The 15,526-nt window shown below is 37.8% G+C and carries 14 protein-coding genes; 11 read left to right on the top strand and 3 right to left on the bottom strand.

Annotated elements, in window-relative coordinates:
* The first annotated feature begins 222 nt into the window (after positions 1 to 222).
* The 11 genes from rpoB (at position 223) to comGG (ending at position 13,064) form a co-directional block, all read left to right on the top strand.
* Positions 223 to 3,771, top strand: coding sequence for a DNA-directed RNA polymerase subunit beta (rpoB, locus tag OL234_RS00950; RefSeq protein ID WP_275469307.1), 3,549 nt, complete (start codon positions 223 to 225; stop codon positions 3,769 to 3,771).
* Between the two features lie 149 nt (positions 3,772 to 3,920).
* On the top strand, positions 3,921 to 7,574 hold the full coding sequence (gene rpoC / locus OL234_RS00955) for a DNA-directed RNA polymerase subunit beta' (protein ID WP_302471691.1): 3,654 nt from the start codon (positions 3,921 to 3,923) through the stop codon (positions 7,572 to 7,574).
* A 131-nt stretch (positions 7,575 to 7,705) separates the two neighbouring features.
* The gene (locus OL234_RS00960) at positions 7,706 to 8,206 is read left to right on the top strand and encodes a VanZ family protein (protein WP_275469309.1); all 501 of its coding nucleotides are present in this window, start codon (positions 7,706 to 7,708) and stop codon (positions 8,204 to 8,206) included.
* Between the two features lie 87 nt (positions 8,207 to 8,293).
* Complete coding sequence (locus OL234_RS00965; RefSeq protein WP_275469310.1) at positions 8,294 to 9,019, top strand: YebC/PmpR family DNA-binding transcriptional regulator; 726 nt, start codon at positions 8,294 to 8,296, stop codon at positions 9,017 to 9,019.
* Positions 9,020 to 9,169: 150 nt separating this feature from the next.
* On the top strand, positions 9,170 to 10,171 hold the full coding sequence (gene comGA / locus OL234_RS00970) for a competence type IV pilus ATPase ComGA (RefSeq protein WP_275470085.1): 1,002 nt from the start codon (positions 9,170 to 9,172) through the stop codon (positions 10,169 to 10,171).
* A gap of 2 nt (positions 10,172 to 10,173) precedes the next feature.
* On the top strand, positions 10,174 to 11,187 hold the full coding sequence (comGB, locus tag OL234_RS00975; protein ID WP_275469311.1) for a competence type IV pilus assembly protein ComGB: 1,014 nt from the start codon (positions 10,174 to 10,176) through the stop codon (positions 11,185 to 11,187).
* Positions 11,184 to 11,486 (top strand): competence type IV pilus major pilin ComGC, encoded by a 303-nt coding sequence (gene comGC, locus OL234_RS00980; RefSeq protein ID WP_275469312.1) that lies wholly within the window; start codon positions 11,184 to 11,186, stop codon positions 11,484 to 11,486. Before comGB ends, comGC begins: the two co-directional genes overlap by 4 nt.
* Positions 11,479 to 11,934: a competence type IV pilus minor pilin ComGD gene (gene comGD, locus OL234_RS00985; protein ID WP_275469313.1), complete on the top strand. Its 456-nt coding sequence runs from the start codon at positions 11,479 to 11,481 to the stop codon at positions 11,932 to 11,934. The genes comGC and comGD overlap by 8 nt, the downstream gene beginning before the upstream one ends.
* Positions 11,915 to 12,256 carry a hypothetical protein gene (locus OL234_RS00990; RefSeq protein WP_275469314.1) on the top strand — a complete coding sequence of 114 codons (342 nt, stop codon included), beginning with the start codon at positions 11,915 to 11,917 and terminating at the stop codon, positions 12,254 to 12,256. Before comGD ends, OL234_RS00990 begins: the two co-directional genes overlap by 20 nt.
* Positions 12,204 to 12,689 carry a competence type IV pilus minor pilin ComGF gene (gene comGF / locus OL234_RS00995; RefSeq protein ID WP_275469315.1) on the top strand — a complete coding sequence of 162 codons (486 nt, stop codon included), beginning with the start codon at positions 12,204 to 12,206 and terminating at the stop codon, positions 12,687 to 12,689. The genes OL234_RS00990 and comGF overlap by 53 nt, the downstream gene beginning before the upstream one ends.
* Positions 12,690 to 12,725: 36 nt before the next feature.
* Positions 12,726 to 13,064 (top strand): competence type IV pilus minor pilin ComGG, encoded by a 339-nt coding sequence (gene comGG, locus OL234_RS01000; RefSeq protein WP_275469316.1) that lies wholly within the window; start codon positions 12,726 to 12,728, stop codon positions 13,062 to 13,064.
* Positions 13,065 to 13,122: 58 nt separating this feature from the next.
* Here the strand turns inward: comGG and rpsD are convergent, their stop codons facing one another.
* The 3 genes from rpsD to OL234_RS01015 form a co-directional block, all read right to left on the bottom strand.
* Positions 13,123 to 13,734, bottom strand: a complete 612-nt coding sequence (gene rpsD, locus OL234_RS01005) for a 30S ribosomal protein S4 (protein WP_275469317.1) — start codon at positions 13,732 to 13,734, stop codon at positions 13,123 to 13,125.
* Positions 13,735 to 13,971: 237 nt separating this feature from the next.
* Positions 13,972 to 14,820 carry a MurR/RpiR family transcriptional regulator gene (locus tag OL234_RS01010; RefSeq protein WP_275469318.1) on the bottom strand — a complete coding sequence of 283 codons (849 nt, stop codon included), beginning with the start codon at positions 14,818 to 14,820 and terminating at the stop codon, positions 13,972 to 13,974.
* 76 nt (positions 14,821 to 14,896) lie between these two features.
* Positions 14,897 to 15,526 (bottom strand): HAD family hydrolase, encoded by a 630-nt coding sequence (locus tag OL234_RS01015; protein ID WP_275469319.1) that lies wholly within the window; start codon positions 15,524 to 15,526, stop codon positions 14,897 to 14,899.

The following is a 15,526-nucleotide window of genomic DNA, read 5'->3' on the forward strand; positions in this document are numbered from 1 at the left end:
AAGCTATCTGAAAACAAGGAAATACGGAATGAAATATTGTCCATTTTGTGTTTTTTAATAGGAAAACAAAAGTAGAAGCTCAAAAAAAAGAGAATGTTCTATTTTTGGTTTTTTTTTGCCTTAAAAGGCTTGTGTAATATTTTTGTTAGTGTTTTGAAACAAATGTTACAAAAATGACATAAAGATGGTGTTTTGAATAAATAATTCAGAGGGGTGAAGAGCTTGGCTGGACACGTAGTAAAATACGGGAAACATCGCGAGCGTAGAAGTTACGCAAGAATCAGTGAAGTGTTAGAATTACCAGATTTGATTGAAATTCAGACGAATTCTTATCAATGGTTTTTAGACGAAGGTCTAAGAGAAATGTTTGAAGATATCTTACCGATCAAGGACTTTAGTGATAAATTATCATTAGAATTTGTTGGGTACGAATTGAAAGAACCTAAATATACAGTAGCAGAAGCGCGTGCACATGATGCAAACTATTCAGCACCAATTCACGTTACATTACGTTTAGACAACAAAACAACCGGTGAAATCAAAGCCCAAGAAGTATTCTTTGGTGATTTCCCATTGATGACTGAAATGGGAACTTTTATTATCAACGGGGCAGAACGTGTTATCGTATCACAGTTAGTCCGTTCACCAGGTGTTTATTTCAACAGTAAAGTTGATAAAAATGGTCGTGAAAGTTTTGGAACGACTGTTATTCCTAACCGTGGAGCATGGTTGGAGATGGAGACAGATGCTAAAGATATTTCATACGTACGTATTGACCGTACGCGTAAAATTCCATTATCTGTTCTTGTTCGTGCGTTAGGATTTGGATCAGATGATACTATTTTAGAAATCTTTGGAGATAATGAAAGCTTACGCTTAACGTTAGAAAAAGATATTCACAAAAATCCAACAGACACACGTGCTGAAGAAGGATTAAAAGATATTTATGAGCGTTTACGCCCAGGCGAGCCTAAAACAGCAGATAGTTCACGTAACTTACTGAATGCTCGTTTCTTTGATCCAAAACGTTACGATTTAGCAGCGGTAGGTCGCTACAAAGTCAACAAAAAATTAAGTCTTAAGACACGTCTCTTAAACCAAACCTTGGGTGAAACGCTAGTGGATCCTGAGACAGGTGAAATCTTATTCGAAAAAGGTACTGTGATCACTCATACTATCATGGACGAATTAGGAAAACACTTAGATGCTGGTTTAAACAACGTGACTTACTACCCATCAGAAGATGGTGTGGTAACTGATCCAATGACAATTCAAGTGATCAAAGTGGTATCACCAAAAGATCCTGAACGTATTGTCAATGTAATTGGTAATGGTCAAATTCCAGCAGAGTGTAAAACAATTATTCCAGCTGATGTGATTGCTTCAATGAGTTATTTCTTTAACTTACAAGAAGATATCGGTAAAGTGGATGACATCGATCACTTAGGTAATCGTCGTATCCGTTCAGTAGGTGAGTTATTACAAAATCAATTCCGTATTGGTTTAGCTCGTATGGAACGTGTGGTACGTGAAAGAATGTCTATTCAAGACACTGAAACATTGACACCTCAACAATTAATTAACATCCGTCCGGTTGTTGCTTCAATTAAAGAGTTCTTTGGTTCATCACAGTTATCACAATTCATGGACCAAACTAACCCATTAGGAGAGTTGACTCACAAACGTCGTCTATCAGCCTTAGGGCCTGGTGGTTTGACTCGTGACCGTGCGGGTTATGAAGTTCGTGACGTACATTATTCTCACTATGGTCGTATGTGTCCGATTGAAACGCCAGAAGGTCCGAATATCGGGTTGATCAATAGTTTATCAAGTTACGCTAAGATCAATGCTTATGGCTTCATCGAAACACCTTATCGTCGTGTTGATCGTGCGACAGGTCGTGTAACAGAACATATTGATTACTTAACAGCTGATGAGGAAGATCATTATATGGTTGCTCAAGCTAACTCACCATTGACAGAAGATGGTAGCTTTGCTGAAGAGCTAGTAATGGCCCGTATCCAAAGTGAAAACTTGGAAGTCACAGTTGATAAAGTGGATTACATGGACGTGTCTCCTAAACAGGTAGTTGCTGTTGCGACATCTTGTATTCCTTTCTTGGAAAACGATGACTCCAACCGTGCCCTAATGGGAGCGAACATGCAGCGTCAGGCTGTGCCACTAATCCAACCACGTTCACCGTTTGTCGGAACTGGTATGGAATATAAAGCAGCTCATGACTCAGGTTCAGCCTTAGTCGCAAAATATGATGGTGTTGTTGAATTTGTTGATGCTAGCGAAATTCGCGTTCGTCGTTCAAATGGCACACTTGATAAATATTCAATTATTAAATTTAGCCGTTCTAATGCAGGTATGTGTTATAACCAACGTCCAATCGTGACTTTAGGTGAAAAAGTTGATAAAGGTGACGTCTTAGCGGATGGCCCATCAATGGAAGAAGGCGAAATGGCTTTAGGTCAAAACGTCTTAGTTGCCTTCATGACATGGGAAGGGTATAACTACGAGGATGCGATCATTATGAGTCGTCGTTTGGTTAAAGATGATGTGTATACATCTATCCATATTGAAGAATATGAATCAGAAGCTCGTGATACAAAATTAGGACCTGAAGAAATCACTCGTGAAATCCCTAATGTTGGGGAAGACGCGCTTAAAAACTTAGACGAAATGGGAATTATTCGCATTGGGGCTGAAGTTAAAGATGGTGATTTATTAGTTGGGAAAGTAACACCTAAAGGTGTGACTGAATTATCAGCTGAAGAGCGTTTATTACATGCTATCTTCGGTGAAAAAGCGCGTGAAGTTCGCGATACTTCTCTACGTGTTCCTCACGGTGGTGACGGAATCGTTCATGATGTTAAGATCTTTACACGTGATGCTGGGGATGAATTATCACCTGGTGTTAATATGTTAGTTCGTGTTTACATCGTTCAAAAACGTAAAATTCACGAAGGTGACAAAATGGCCGGACGTCATGGTAACAAAGGGGTTGTCTCTCGTATTATGCCTGAGGAAGACATGCCATTTATGCCAGATGGTACGCCAGTTGACATCATGCTTAACCCATTAGGGGTACCATCACGTATGAATATCGGGCAAGTACTTGAGTTACACTTAGGTATGGCTGCTCGTCAATTAGGTATCCACGTTGCAACGCCAGTCTTTGATGGAGCAGACGAGGAAGATGTATGGTCAACAGTTCGTGAAGCGGGTATGGCAAAAGATGCTAAGACTATTCTTTATGATGGTCGTACGGGTGAACCATTTGATAACCGTCTATCTGTAGGTGTGATGTACATGTTGAAATTAGCCCACATGGTTGATGACAAATTACATGCTCGTTCTACAGGACCTTACTCATTAGTGACACAACAACCACTTGGTGGTAAAGCACAATTTGGTGGACAACGTTTTGGTGAGATGGAAGTATGGGCACTAGAAGCTTATGGTGCTGCGTATACCCTTCAAGAAATCTTAACGTATAAATCTGATGATGTTGTTGGTCGTGTGAAAACATACGAAGCTATCGTCAAAGGTGAGCCAATTCCAAAACCAGGTGTACCGGAATCATTCCGCGTATTAGTCAAAGAATTACAATCATTAGGTTTAGATATGCAAGTACTTGATATTGACGATCAAGAAATTGAATTGCGTGACATGGATGACGAAGAAGACGATTTAATTACCGTTGACGCGTTAACAAAATACGCACAAGAACAAGCAGCAAAGAATGCAGAGAAGAAAGATTAATTGATCGTTAGTCTTTTAAGGACTAGCATTAGTGAACGGGTTGAAAGTGACAGTTACTTCTATTGTATAGAGGTGTACTGTCACCGGACTACCGGTAACATAGAGATTCTCTAAATTGTAGTTATAACATGAAATGGAGGGAACACCTTTTGATCGATGTAAATAAATTCGAAAGCATGCAGATCGGTTTAGCTTCTCCAGAAAAAATCAGAAGCTGGTCATATGGTGAAGTAAAAAAACCAGAAACAATCAACTACCGTACTCTTAAACCAGAGCGTGAAGGTCTTTTTTGTGAACGTATCTTCGGACCCACAAAAGATTGGGAATGTGCGTGTGGTAAATATAAACGAATCCGTTATAAAGGAATCGTCTGTGACCGTTGTGGCGTTGAGGTAACACGTTCTAAAGTTCGTCGTGAACGTATGGCTCATATTGAATTAGCTGCTCCAGTCTCACATATTTGGTACTTTAAAGGTATCCCAAGTCGTATGGGTCTTATTTTAGACATGAGCCCTCGTGCCCTTGAGGAAGTTATCTACTTTGCATCATATGTAGTAACAGATCCGGGTGATACATCTTTAGAGAAAAAACAATTATTAACTGAGCGTGAGTATCGTGAAAAACGTGAACAATATGGTCAATCATTCCAAGCTGGAATGGGTGCCGAAGCTGTTAAACGTTTATTAGATGCAGTTGATTTAGAGCGCGAAGTAGTTGAATTAAAAGAAGAATTAAAAACAGCTTCAGGTCAAAAACGTACGCGTGCAATCCGTCGTTTAGATATTTTAGAAGCATTCCGTAGTTCAGGCAATGAACCTGGTTGGATGGTTATGGACGTTGTACCTGTTATTCCACCAGATTTACGCCCAATGGTTCAATTAGAAGGTGGTCGTTTTGCGACATCTGATTTGAATGATTTATACCGTCGTGTGATTAACCGTAATAACCGTTTGAAACGTTTATTAGATTTAATGGCACCAAATATTATCGTTCAAAATGAAAAACGCATGTTACAAGAAGCAGTCGATGCGCTAATTGATAACGGTCGTCGTGGTCGTCCAGTAACTGGACCAGGTAATCGTCCACTTAAATCTCTTTCACATATGCTGAAAGGGAAACAAGGTCGTTTCCGTCAAAACTTACTGGGTAAACGTGTTGACTATTCAGGACGTTCCGTTATCGTTGTTGGACCGTTCTTAAAAATGTACCAATGTGGTTTACCAAAAGAAATGGCGATTGAATTATTCAAGCCATTTGTGATGCGTGAATTAGTTGGACGTGAAATCGCAAGCAACATTAAAAATGCGAAACGTAAAATCGAACGTCAAGAAGATGAAGTTTGGGATGTATTAGAAGATGTTATTAAAGAACATCCAGTCTTACTTAACCGAGCACCTACGCTTCATAGACTTGGTATCCAAGCCTTTGAACCAGTTCTTGTTGAAGGACGCGCTATCCGTCTTCACCCATTAGTATGTGAAGCTTATAATGCCGATTTCGATGGAGACCAAATGGCGGTTCATGTGCCACTTAATGATGAAGCTCAAGCAGAAGCTCGTATGTTAATGCTTGCCGCTCAAAACATCTTGAATCCAAAAGATAGTAAACCAGTTGTTACACCATCTCAAGATATGGTCCTTGGTAACTATTATTTAACAATGGAAGAAGATGGTCGTGAAGGTGAAGGAATGATCTTCCGTGACGTTCAAGAAGCTGAATTAGCATGGAAAAATGGTTACGTGCATTTGCATACTCGTATTGGGTTACAAACGTCATCAATGCCAGAAAAACCATTTACTGATTGGCAAAAAGAACGTACCTTGATTACAACAGTTGGTAAAGCAATCTTCAACGAGATTATGCCACCTGAATTCCCTTACTTAAATGAACCAACTGATTATAACTTAACCATTCAAACGCCAGATAAATACTTTGTAGAAAACGGGACAGATATTCCAGCTCATATTAAAGAGCAAGAATTAGTCGGACCATTCAAGAAGAAAAATCTTGGTAATGTTATCGCTGAAGTCTTCAAACGCTTCAAGATTACTGAAACATCTAGAATGTTAGATAGAATGAAAGATTTAGGTTATAAACACTCAACTATCGCTGGTATGACTGTAGGGATTGCTGATATCGTAGTCTTACATGAAAAACAAGCTTTGATTGAAGAAGCTCATACTAAAGTTGAAAATGTTACAAAACAATTCCGTCGTGGTCTGATTACAGACGATGAACGTTATGAACGCGTTATTGGTATTTGGAATGGTGTCAAAGACGCAATTCAGTTAAAACTGATGGAAAGTCTAGATGATAAAAACCCGATCTTCATGATGAGTGATTCTGGAGCCCGTGGTAATATCTCTAACTTTACGCAGCTTGCTGGTATGCGTGGACTTATGGCCGCTCCGAATGGACGTATCATGGAATTACCAATCATCTCAAATTTCCGTGAAGGTTTAACGGTCTTAGAGATGTTCATCTCAACACATGGTGCTCGTAAAGGTATGACCGATACAGCCCTTAAAACAGCCGATTCAGGTTACTTAACGCGTCGTTTAGTAGACGTAGCCCAAGATGTTATCATTCGTGAAGACGATTGTGGCACTGACCGTGGGTTAGACGTGACAGCGATTAAAGAAGGTAACGAAGTAATCGAAACACTTGAAGAACGTTTATTAGGACGTTATGCTCGTAAATCAGTGATGCACCCAGAAACGGGGGCTGTGATTGTTGGACCGAATGAAATGATTACTGAGGACCTAACAAAACAAATTATTGATGCTGGTGTTGAAAAAGTAACTATCCGCTCAGTCTTTACATGTAACACTAAACATGGTGTATGTAAACACTGTTATGGTCGTAACATGGCGACTGGTCTGGAAGTCGAAGTTGGTGAAGCAGTTGGTACAATTGCTGCCCAATCAATCGGTGAACCAGGTACTCAGTTAACAATGCGTACGTTCCATACAGGTGGGGTTGCTGGAGACGATATTACACAAGGTTTACCTCGTATCCAAGAGATCTTTGAAGCACGTAATCCGAAAGGGCAAGCAGTTGTGACAGAGGTAACAGGTGATGTTATTGATATTCATGAAGATGCTGCTACTCGTACACGTGAAATTACAATTAAAGGTAATACTGACACAAGAACATACGCTGTTCCTTATACTTCTCGTTTGAAAGTAGCGGAAGGCGATATGATTCATCGTGGTGAGCCTTTGACTGAAGGATCAATTGAACCAAAACAATTATTACAAATTCGTGATGTCTTATCTGTCGGTGTTTACTTACTCCGTGAAGTACAAAAAGTATACCGTATGCAAGGGGTAGAAATTGGCGATAAACATATTGAAGTAATGGTACGTCAAATGTTACGTAAGATCCGTGTTATGGATCCAGGTGATACTGATATCTTACCAGGTACTTTAATTGATATTTCAGAATTTAAAGAACAAAACTATAGCACACTTGTTGCCGGTGGCACACCAGCAACTGGTCGTCCAGTCTTGTTAGGTATCACTAAAGCCTCATTAGAAACTAACAGTTTCTTATCAGCCGCATCATTCCAAGAAACAACTCGTGTTCTGACAGATGCTGCAATCCGTGGTAAGAAAGATCCATTACTTGGACTTAAGGAAAATGTTATCATTGGTAAGATTATTCCAGCCGGAACAGGTATGCCTACTTACCGTAACATGGAGCCAAAAGAAGTTGGTGTCGCAAGCGAAAATGTTTATAGCATTAGCGATATCGAAGCGAAAATGGCAGCTGAGGATGCTTTATTAACTGATAAAGACTAGTTAGCTAAAAAAGCCTGAGACCTAAGTCTCAGGCTTTTTTCTTGTGAAGTTTTCTTAAATATTTTAAGAAACGATTGCTAAATCTTAATCAGTTCGGTAGGATAAATAGATAAGTAAGGAGTGATGTTGTTTTGGCAAAAGGAAATAATACAAGTAATCGTAATCTCTATATCTGGCTAGGATTACTAGTCATGGTGATCTTATTTTTTAGTTCATCGCAAACCTATGAACAACAGTCTCAAATTTCATTTTTAAGTCGTGTTCTTTCTGGTCAGCCTTTTGCAGAGACCTTATCAGGAATTCAGTTTAATTATGCTGGTAGTCCAGTTAGTATGGAAGCTAAAGGTTATTTTGGTTTTGTTGAGTTTTTTGTTAGAAAGGGTGCTCATTTTCTGACCTATTTTATTTTAGGTGGAGCAGGATTTTTAGGTCTACAGTATCGTATCAATCAAATGGCCTTGACGGGCTTAGTTAGTTGGTTGGCAGCTACAGGTTATGCAGCGTTAGATGAATATCATCAAATGCTAACTGGCGGTCGGAGTCCGTTATTTCAAGATGTCATACTGGATAGTATTGGAGCGGCAACGGCTATTATATTATGTATCATTGTGATGTTATGGCGCAGACGCTAGGTTTTTGCTCTAAGCTCACATCTTTGATAGAATGAAAGAGTAGGCAGATAAGTTAACATCTGTACTGAGTGAAAGAAGGTGTTGAGAATGGCAGGACATTCTAAGTGGAAGAATATTCAAGGTAGAAAAAACGCGCAAGATGCTAAACGTGGTAAAGTTTTCCAAAAGTTATCAAGAGAAATTTATGTAGCAGCAAAAAGTGGAGGACCTGATCCAGACTCAAACCCGTCACTACGGATGATGTTAGACAAGGCTCGCTCTGCGAATATGCCAAATGATAACATTCAACGTGCTCTAAAAAAAGCCAGTAATGCTGGTGAGGGTGAGAATTATGATGAGGTTACTTATGAGGGATATGGACCAGAGGGAGTAGCTATTTTAGTAACAACTTTAACTGATAATCGCAATCGGACAGCGACTAATGTTCGGGTTGCTTTTAATAAAAATGGTGGCTCTTTAGGTGAGACCGGCTCTGTTAGTTATATGTTTGATCGTAAAGGTTATTTGGCAATTGCTCGTGAGGGGCTTGATGTAGATGAAGATGCGATGATGCTGGCAGTGATTGAAGCAGGTGGTGAGGACTTACAAATATCAGAAGATGTTTTTGAAATCTATACCGAACCTGTTGATTTTCCAGTAGTTCGTGATGCCTTGGCTGAAGCTGGATACGCATTAGCTCAAGCTGAGTTGACAATGGTTCCGCAAACTCTTGTAGAGATGAGTGAGGAAGCCAAAGTGAAGTTAGAGACATTAATTGACGCGTTAGAAGATGACGATGATGTTTCTGAAGTTTTTACCTCAGCTGATAATTAAAAATAATGTTGAAGAGACCTTTATAGGTCTCTTTTTTTGTTTTATTTGTCATCTGTTAGAGTAGGCTTGTGTTCATACAAATATTTAAAAAGTTAATTTAAAATTAAATAAGAAGAGATTGCTAATATTAAAGATGAGGAGGGGATTTTTATAAAAGAGTATGGTGAATATCTTTTACAAGTCGGATTTGATCGGCAAGCGAGTGATGTTTATATTTTTCCAGTGGCAAAAGGCTATGAGATTTCTTATCGTTTTCATCAAATGAAACAAGTTTTTAGTCATCTGAGACAAGAGCAAGGAGAGCAACTGATTTTATATTTTAAATACTTAGCTGATATGGATGTTTCTGAAAAAAGACGGATTCAAGTTGGGGCTAGTCAGGTTCGTCAATATCAGCAAGGGCAAGCCAAAGTAAGGGTCTCTTCCGTTGGCGATTATCGTAATAGAGAAAGCCTAGTGATTCGTTTTTTACATGATGATCAAAATCATGCTTATTATTATTTTTTCCCGAAGCAGCTGGTACAAATAAAACAAGAACTAGGTCGAACTGGACTTTTCTTATTTTCGGGTCCGACAGGTTCAGGAAAAACGACAACGATGTATCGTTTAGCCAAGAAGTTTATTGCAGAGGGGCAACAAGTAATCACAATAGAAGATCCAGTAGAATTGAGTGAAGGGCAATTTTTACAGTTACAGGTCAACATGAAAATTCAACAAAGTTATGAAGAGCTAGTAAAGCTTTGCTTACGTCACCGACCTGATATTTTAATTGTAGGAGAAATTAGGGATAAAGAGACGGCGCGTGCTGTTGTCAGAGGCGCTTTGACGGGCCATACCATCTTTACAACGATTCATGGCATGGATAAGACAGGAATTATTGCTAGGTTGGAGGAATTAGGGGTTGCTAAAGTTGATATTGAACAGTGTTTGGCAGGTGTCATTTATCAAAAGTTGCTACCCTTGTGTAAAAATGAGAGTGAAGAGCAGGCAACGGAAAGTTCCCAGCATGCTATTTTATTTGATTCTATTTTTTATCCTCAAAAGAGTGAAGAGGTGGCCATACCGGGCTATCTAACTTGGCGAAAGCAACTAGTCAAGGCCTGGTTATGTGGCTATATTTCCTCAGAAACTTGTCGAAAAGAGTGGGGTTAGATATGGAGGTAAGATGGAATCGTCAAGCTCGTTTTGAATTTGTTGAACTGTTAGGAGAATTGTTAGTATCTGGTTTTACGATGCAAGAGAGTTTAGCTTTTATGAAAGATTTATTGCCTAAACATCGCCAAGGAATTGATAATTTACTCAAAAACTTTTCCTTAGGTGAGCCTATTCATAAATCTTTTGCAAGCTTAGGCTATACAGATAAGCAAGTCACACAACTTTATTTAGCTAGCGTTCATGGTGATTTGATTGGAACGTTGACATATATAGCCGTTCAAACTAAAGATGAGCGTTATCAAAGAGAACAACTATTGAAAGTCTTGGCGTATCCACTTCTATTAATTACTTTTTTAGTCGGTATGATGTTACTAATGAGGTATCTCTTGGTTCCACAATTGACGGTGATGACTCAAGGAAGTTCAAAGAAGAGTCATTTGTTAGAGGCGGTAACCAATTTACCCTTTTTTTTAGGAGGAGTAGGGGGATTCCTCGCACTCTTAAGTGGACTTTTTTACTGGCAGTTTAAGAGAAATAACGCGATTAAAAGGAGTACTTTTTATAGTAGAATACCAGGAATTTCAAAATTTTATTGTTATTATTATACTTCTTTTTTTGCCAATGAATGGGGAATGTTACTCAAACATGGTTTAGAGTTACAAGCTATTTTACGAATAATGCAAGTAGATGGGAATGCCCAATTGATGATTGACGTATCAAAAAAATTAGATAAAGGACTAGCTGAGGGACATCCACTGTATCAAGAGATAGCCAACTGGTCATTTTTCACTAAAGAATTTGCAACTATTATTCACCGTGGAGAGGTTAAAGGGAAATTGGGAGATGAGTTGGTCATTTACAGTAAACGTTTATGGCAAGAATTAAATAAACGTTTGGAGCGTGTTATGTTATGGATTCAACCAGTCACCTTTATTATTGTAGCTGGTTTGATTTTAGTTATTTATGGTGCTTTATTGTTACCAATTTATCAAGAAATGGATGAGATGTTATGAAAAAAAGAAAACAAACAAATAACGATGGGTTCACCTTAATTGAAATGTTAGTAGTCTTACTCGTCATTGCAGTGTTAATTCTGCTATTTGTTCCAAATCTAGCCAAACAACAAAGTAAAATAACAGCACGTGGTGATGAAGCTTTTACACAAGTAATCAAAACACAGGCAGAACTTTATCGGATGAATGAAGGTGATCCAGTAACTTATGAAAAGTTATTAGCAGATCATTATTTGACAAAGCAACAAGTTGCTAAGGCTAAAGAGCTGGGAATTAATTTGGCACAATTAGATGACTAGAGTATTCGAGACCAATCGTGGCTATACTCTATTGGAATCCTTATTGGTTTTATTGGTAGTCAGTTTTCTTATTTTATTGCCTGTATTAAAAGGGCAAGCGTTGCAAGAAAAAAATGAAGAAAGCCTGTTTTTTAAAAGTTTTGAACGAAGCTTGGTGAGAAGTCAGACGGCAGCGATTCTGCATTATCAAATTTGTCGTGTACAAGCACAAGTCGGCCAAGAGGTCATCGATTTATCTCTAGTTGATGGTCGAGGTATTAAAATAAGAGAAATATTACAAGTGCCAAAGAGTGTGACGATTTTAACTAATACGACAGTCACGTTTAAAGCAGGTAGTGGCAATATACAAAAAATTGTATCATTCAAATTTCAAAGAAAATGGCATAATCAACTAATACAATATCAATTTTACCTAGGAAGTGGACGTTTTGCCAAAAAAATATTATAAAAAAAATGACGGGTATTTATTATTAGAAAGTTTAATAGCGATGGTAGTGGTGAGTTTATTGGTAGTGGGTATCTTACCATTGTTTCTTTTTATGGGACAACAAAGAGCGGTTCACCGAGAAAAGCTAGAAGCTGCCCGTTTTTTGATGGAATTATCTGAGATAGCGGTCGATCAAGCTGCTTCCGATCAAGAGTTAATCAAAGTAAGCAATGGGCTCGAGTTAGTGGGCAATTTTTTTTATCAAGATCAAGAGTTGATGGGGCTAGGGATTGAAACGAAAGGTAAAAAATATGCTATTTATCAGCAAGCTTCAAAAAGATAAGAGTGACGGGACTAAAGGACTGACTTTATTAGAGTGTGTCATTGCGTTGGCTGTTATGATGATGGTTTTATTATTGCTAATGGATGGACTTAAATTAATGAATAAAACTAGTGACGGGGATTTTTTAAGTTCGGAGTTGACCTGGCATTTGTTTCTGATCCAGTTAGCCAACACGTCTAAAAAGTGGGAATTAGTAAAAGTTGAACCAAAGAGGATCGTTTTTAAAGATTTAAATGAGACTGGGATAGATAATGAGCTAATCATTGAAAATTATCATAGTCAAATAAAAAAACAAAAACGTGGTGGATATGATGCGTTATTACTAGGTGTTTCTCAAGCTAAGTTTGTCGAGGAAAGTCAAGGGGTAGTATTGGCTGTTGAGATGCAAGATGGTAAAAGTTATCAAGCTGTCTTTCCTTTATGGCACCGATAGACAGTAAATGAAAAAGGATAGAAAGTAGGTGAAACAATGCTACTTATCAATACATCGCGTTATAGTGGGGGGATTTTACCTTCGTGTATCGTTGTTTTTTTATTGTTAAGCGCATTGTCTCTATTAGTTTTAGCAAATTATCGTCAAGAGATGCTAGCTTATGAGCAAACTGTGCAATTTTATCAAGTCGAGGTTTTAAAAAATATCACGATTCAGAAACTTAGGGAGGGACATTTGCTGAAAAATCAGAAAACATCAATTGGGAACATAATTTATTCTGTGGGGGAGGTAAGGTATGAGTTTGAAAAAAATAAAGTGAATTTGACTATTACTCTAACTTCCGGTTTACATAGGCAACTGGTGATGGTGTTATAAAAATAAAAAAACTGTAGGCCAATAAAGGCGTACAGTTTTTTTGTTTGTAAGAAAGTTCTTACAGTTTTTTGTTGTAGAATTCAACGATGAATGCTTCGTCAATTTCTTGTGATAACTCTTCACGTTCTGGTAAACGAGATAAGCTACCTTCTAATTTTTCAGTATCGAAGCTTACGTAAGCTGGGCGTCCTAAAGCTGACTCTACAGCGCTCTTAACGATTACTAAATCTTGAGATTTTTCACGAACTGAAATCACTTGACCAACTTCAACGTGGTATGAAGGGATATCAACACGTTTACCATCAACTGTGATATGACCGTGGTTTACTAATTGACGAGCTTGACGACGAGTAGTCGCTAAACCTAATTGGTAAACAACATTGTCTAAACGTTGTTCTAATAAGATCATGAAGTTAACACCGTGTTTACCTTCTTTGATTTTACCAGCTTTAACGAATGTTTTAACGAATTGACGTTCGTTCATGCCAAACATATGACGTAATTTTTGTTTTTCAGCCATTTGTAAACCATATTCTGATTTTTTACCGCGGCTGTTTGGTCCGTGTTGACCTGGAGCGTAAGGGCGACGAGCTAACTCTTTCCCAGTTCCTGATAATGAAATACCTAAACGACGTGAAATTTTCCAACTTGGTCCTGTATAACGTGACATTTAAAATTCCTCCAATATATATAGTTGTTTTGGAGTAAAATAATTTCTTGAAAATTTTAGTATCTGTTCAGTTTATCCTTCAATCTTCACCTTTGCAGCCGTGGTTACACAATTGAACCTCCATGGGCGATAAACTGTTGACAAGCTACCTATTTTCTAGCTGCTTATTTTACACAAATTTAATTATACCTTATTAGACTATGAAAGGTCAAGGTGAAGGTAGTTATCTAGAGAAGTTTAGGTATCTAATTTTGTTATAGCATTTTTTGATTGATTTAAGCGCGCCATGACTGTTTCGTAATGGCGAGAAGCATAGGCTGAATATAGAATATCAATGGTAAAAAGTTGGACAAGTAGTGAGCTGGTAGCTGAACTTCTTAAAGGCGCCTCACCGCTACTAGCTGTTAGTAAAAGTATATCAGCTAGGAGTGCTAGAGGTGACTGTTCAGCGTTAGTCAGAATAATTACTGGAATATTTTGTTCCTTGGCAATTTTTGCTAAGGCAATGACTTCTTTTTTTTGGCCTGAATTTGAAATCGCAAATAATAGTGACTTGGTAGGATTGCTAACAAGAGCGGTTGCTAATAAATGATCATCTTTGGTAAAAAAGACATTTTTCCCGATTCTTGTTAACTTTTGATAAATATCTTCAGCAACTAAACCTGAGGCACCAATACCATAGGTATAAACCATATCAACAGCTTCTAAAGCAGCGATTGCTTCTTCAATCATGTCATCATTTAGTTTATCAATTGTTTCGTCAAAGGCATGGCCTACTTTAAAGTTCAGTTTCTTTTTGATTTGCGAAATATTTTCATTTTTTATAATATCGCTGTATAGATCTTCTTTGATTTGAGGAAGATGAGTTGAGATATTTAGCTTTAAGTCTGTAAATCCATTTAGATTAAGTGAATAACAAAATCTAACAATTGTCGCAGGACTGACATTTGTAGCTTCTGACAAAGATTTTGTTGTCATATGAATAACTTCAGATGAATTAGCTAAGATCCAACTCGCTAATTTTTTTTCTGATTTTGAAAAAGTTTCCATTTTTTCTTGAATAGTAAATAAAATATTATTAGGCATAATTAGTTCCTCCTTCCATATCATACACATAAAAAAAAAGACATACAATAAGAAATGTCTGTCTTTTTTTGTTACATTAAAGCCAATTCAAAATCTCTAACAAGGAATCGATAGTTGCAGTGGCTTGTGATTGATCAGTCTGATAACGTGTCTCTCTCAAAGCTAAGACCTCAATACCAGCGGACTTAGCAGCTTGGATTCCATGGGTTGAATCTTCAATAGCAAGACACTCTGATGCTGAGAGGTTCAGCTGAGATAATGTTTCCAGATAAATAGCAGGATGAGGTTTTGAACGCTCAAATTGTGTGCCACTAACAATAACATTGAAGGTATTTAATAAATGGTTAGCTTTTAAAACTGATTGAATCGATTCTAAGGAGCCAGATGAGGCAATCGCTATTTTTAAGTGATGTTGTTTTAGCCGCTCAAGTGTGTTAACTAAATCAGGGTTAATAATATCTGTGTAAGATATAACGTGATCATGTTTATAGTTAAGGTAGTCATGTTTTAACGCCAGTTGTCTTTTTAAATCATTTGGAAATAAGAAGCGAAACATGTCATCTGGATTGGAGCCAATAAATTCCTGTTGTTGAGCGGGACTTAGGACAATATCATAGTGTTTAAAAAAATCTTCGCGACGTTTTTGATAGAATGGTTCAGAATCAATCAGGACGCCATCCATATCAAAAATAATAGCTTTCTTCAT

Source organism: Vagococcus intermedius (assembly GCF_029144185.1).
GTDB classification, from domain to species: domain Bacteria; phylum Bacillota; class Bacilli; order Lactobacillales; family Vagococcaceae; genus Vagococcus_D; species Vagococcus_D intermedius.

Excerpts from the sequence above, each read along its gene's own strand:
- OL234_RS00965 (WP_275469310.1), top strand. The coding sequence starts at position 8,294 with ATGGCAGGACATTCTAAGTGGAAGAATATTCAAGGTAGAAAAAACGCG.
- comGB (WP_275469311.1), top strand. The coding sequence starts at position 10,174 with ATGGAGGTAAGATGGAATCGTCAAGCTCGTTTTGAATTTGTTGAACTG.
- comGC (WP_275469312.1), top strand. The coding sequence starts at position 11,184 with ATGAAAAAAAGAAAACAAACAAATAACGATGGGTTCACCTTAATTGAA.
- comGD (WP_275469313.1), top strand. The coding sequence starts at position 11,479 with ATGACTAGAGTATTCGAGACCAATCGTGGCTATACTCTATTGGAATCC.
- comGG (WP_275469316.1), top strand. The coding sequence starts at position 12,726 with ATGCTACTTATCAATACATCGCGTTATAGTGGGGGGATTTTACCTTCG.
- rpsD (WP_275469317.1), bottom strand. The coding sequence starts at position 13,734 with ATGTCACGTTATACAGGACCAAGTTGGAAAATTTCACGTCGTTTAGGT.
- OL234_RS01010 (WP_275469318.1), bottom strand. The coding sequence starts at position 14,820 with ATGCCTAATAATATTTTATTTACTATTCAAGAAAAAATGGAAACTTTT.
- OL234_RS01015 (WP_275469319.1), bottom strand. The coding sequence starts at position 15,526 with ATGAAGAAAGCTATTATTTTTGATATGGATGGCGTCCTGATTGATTCT.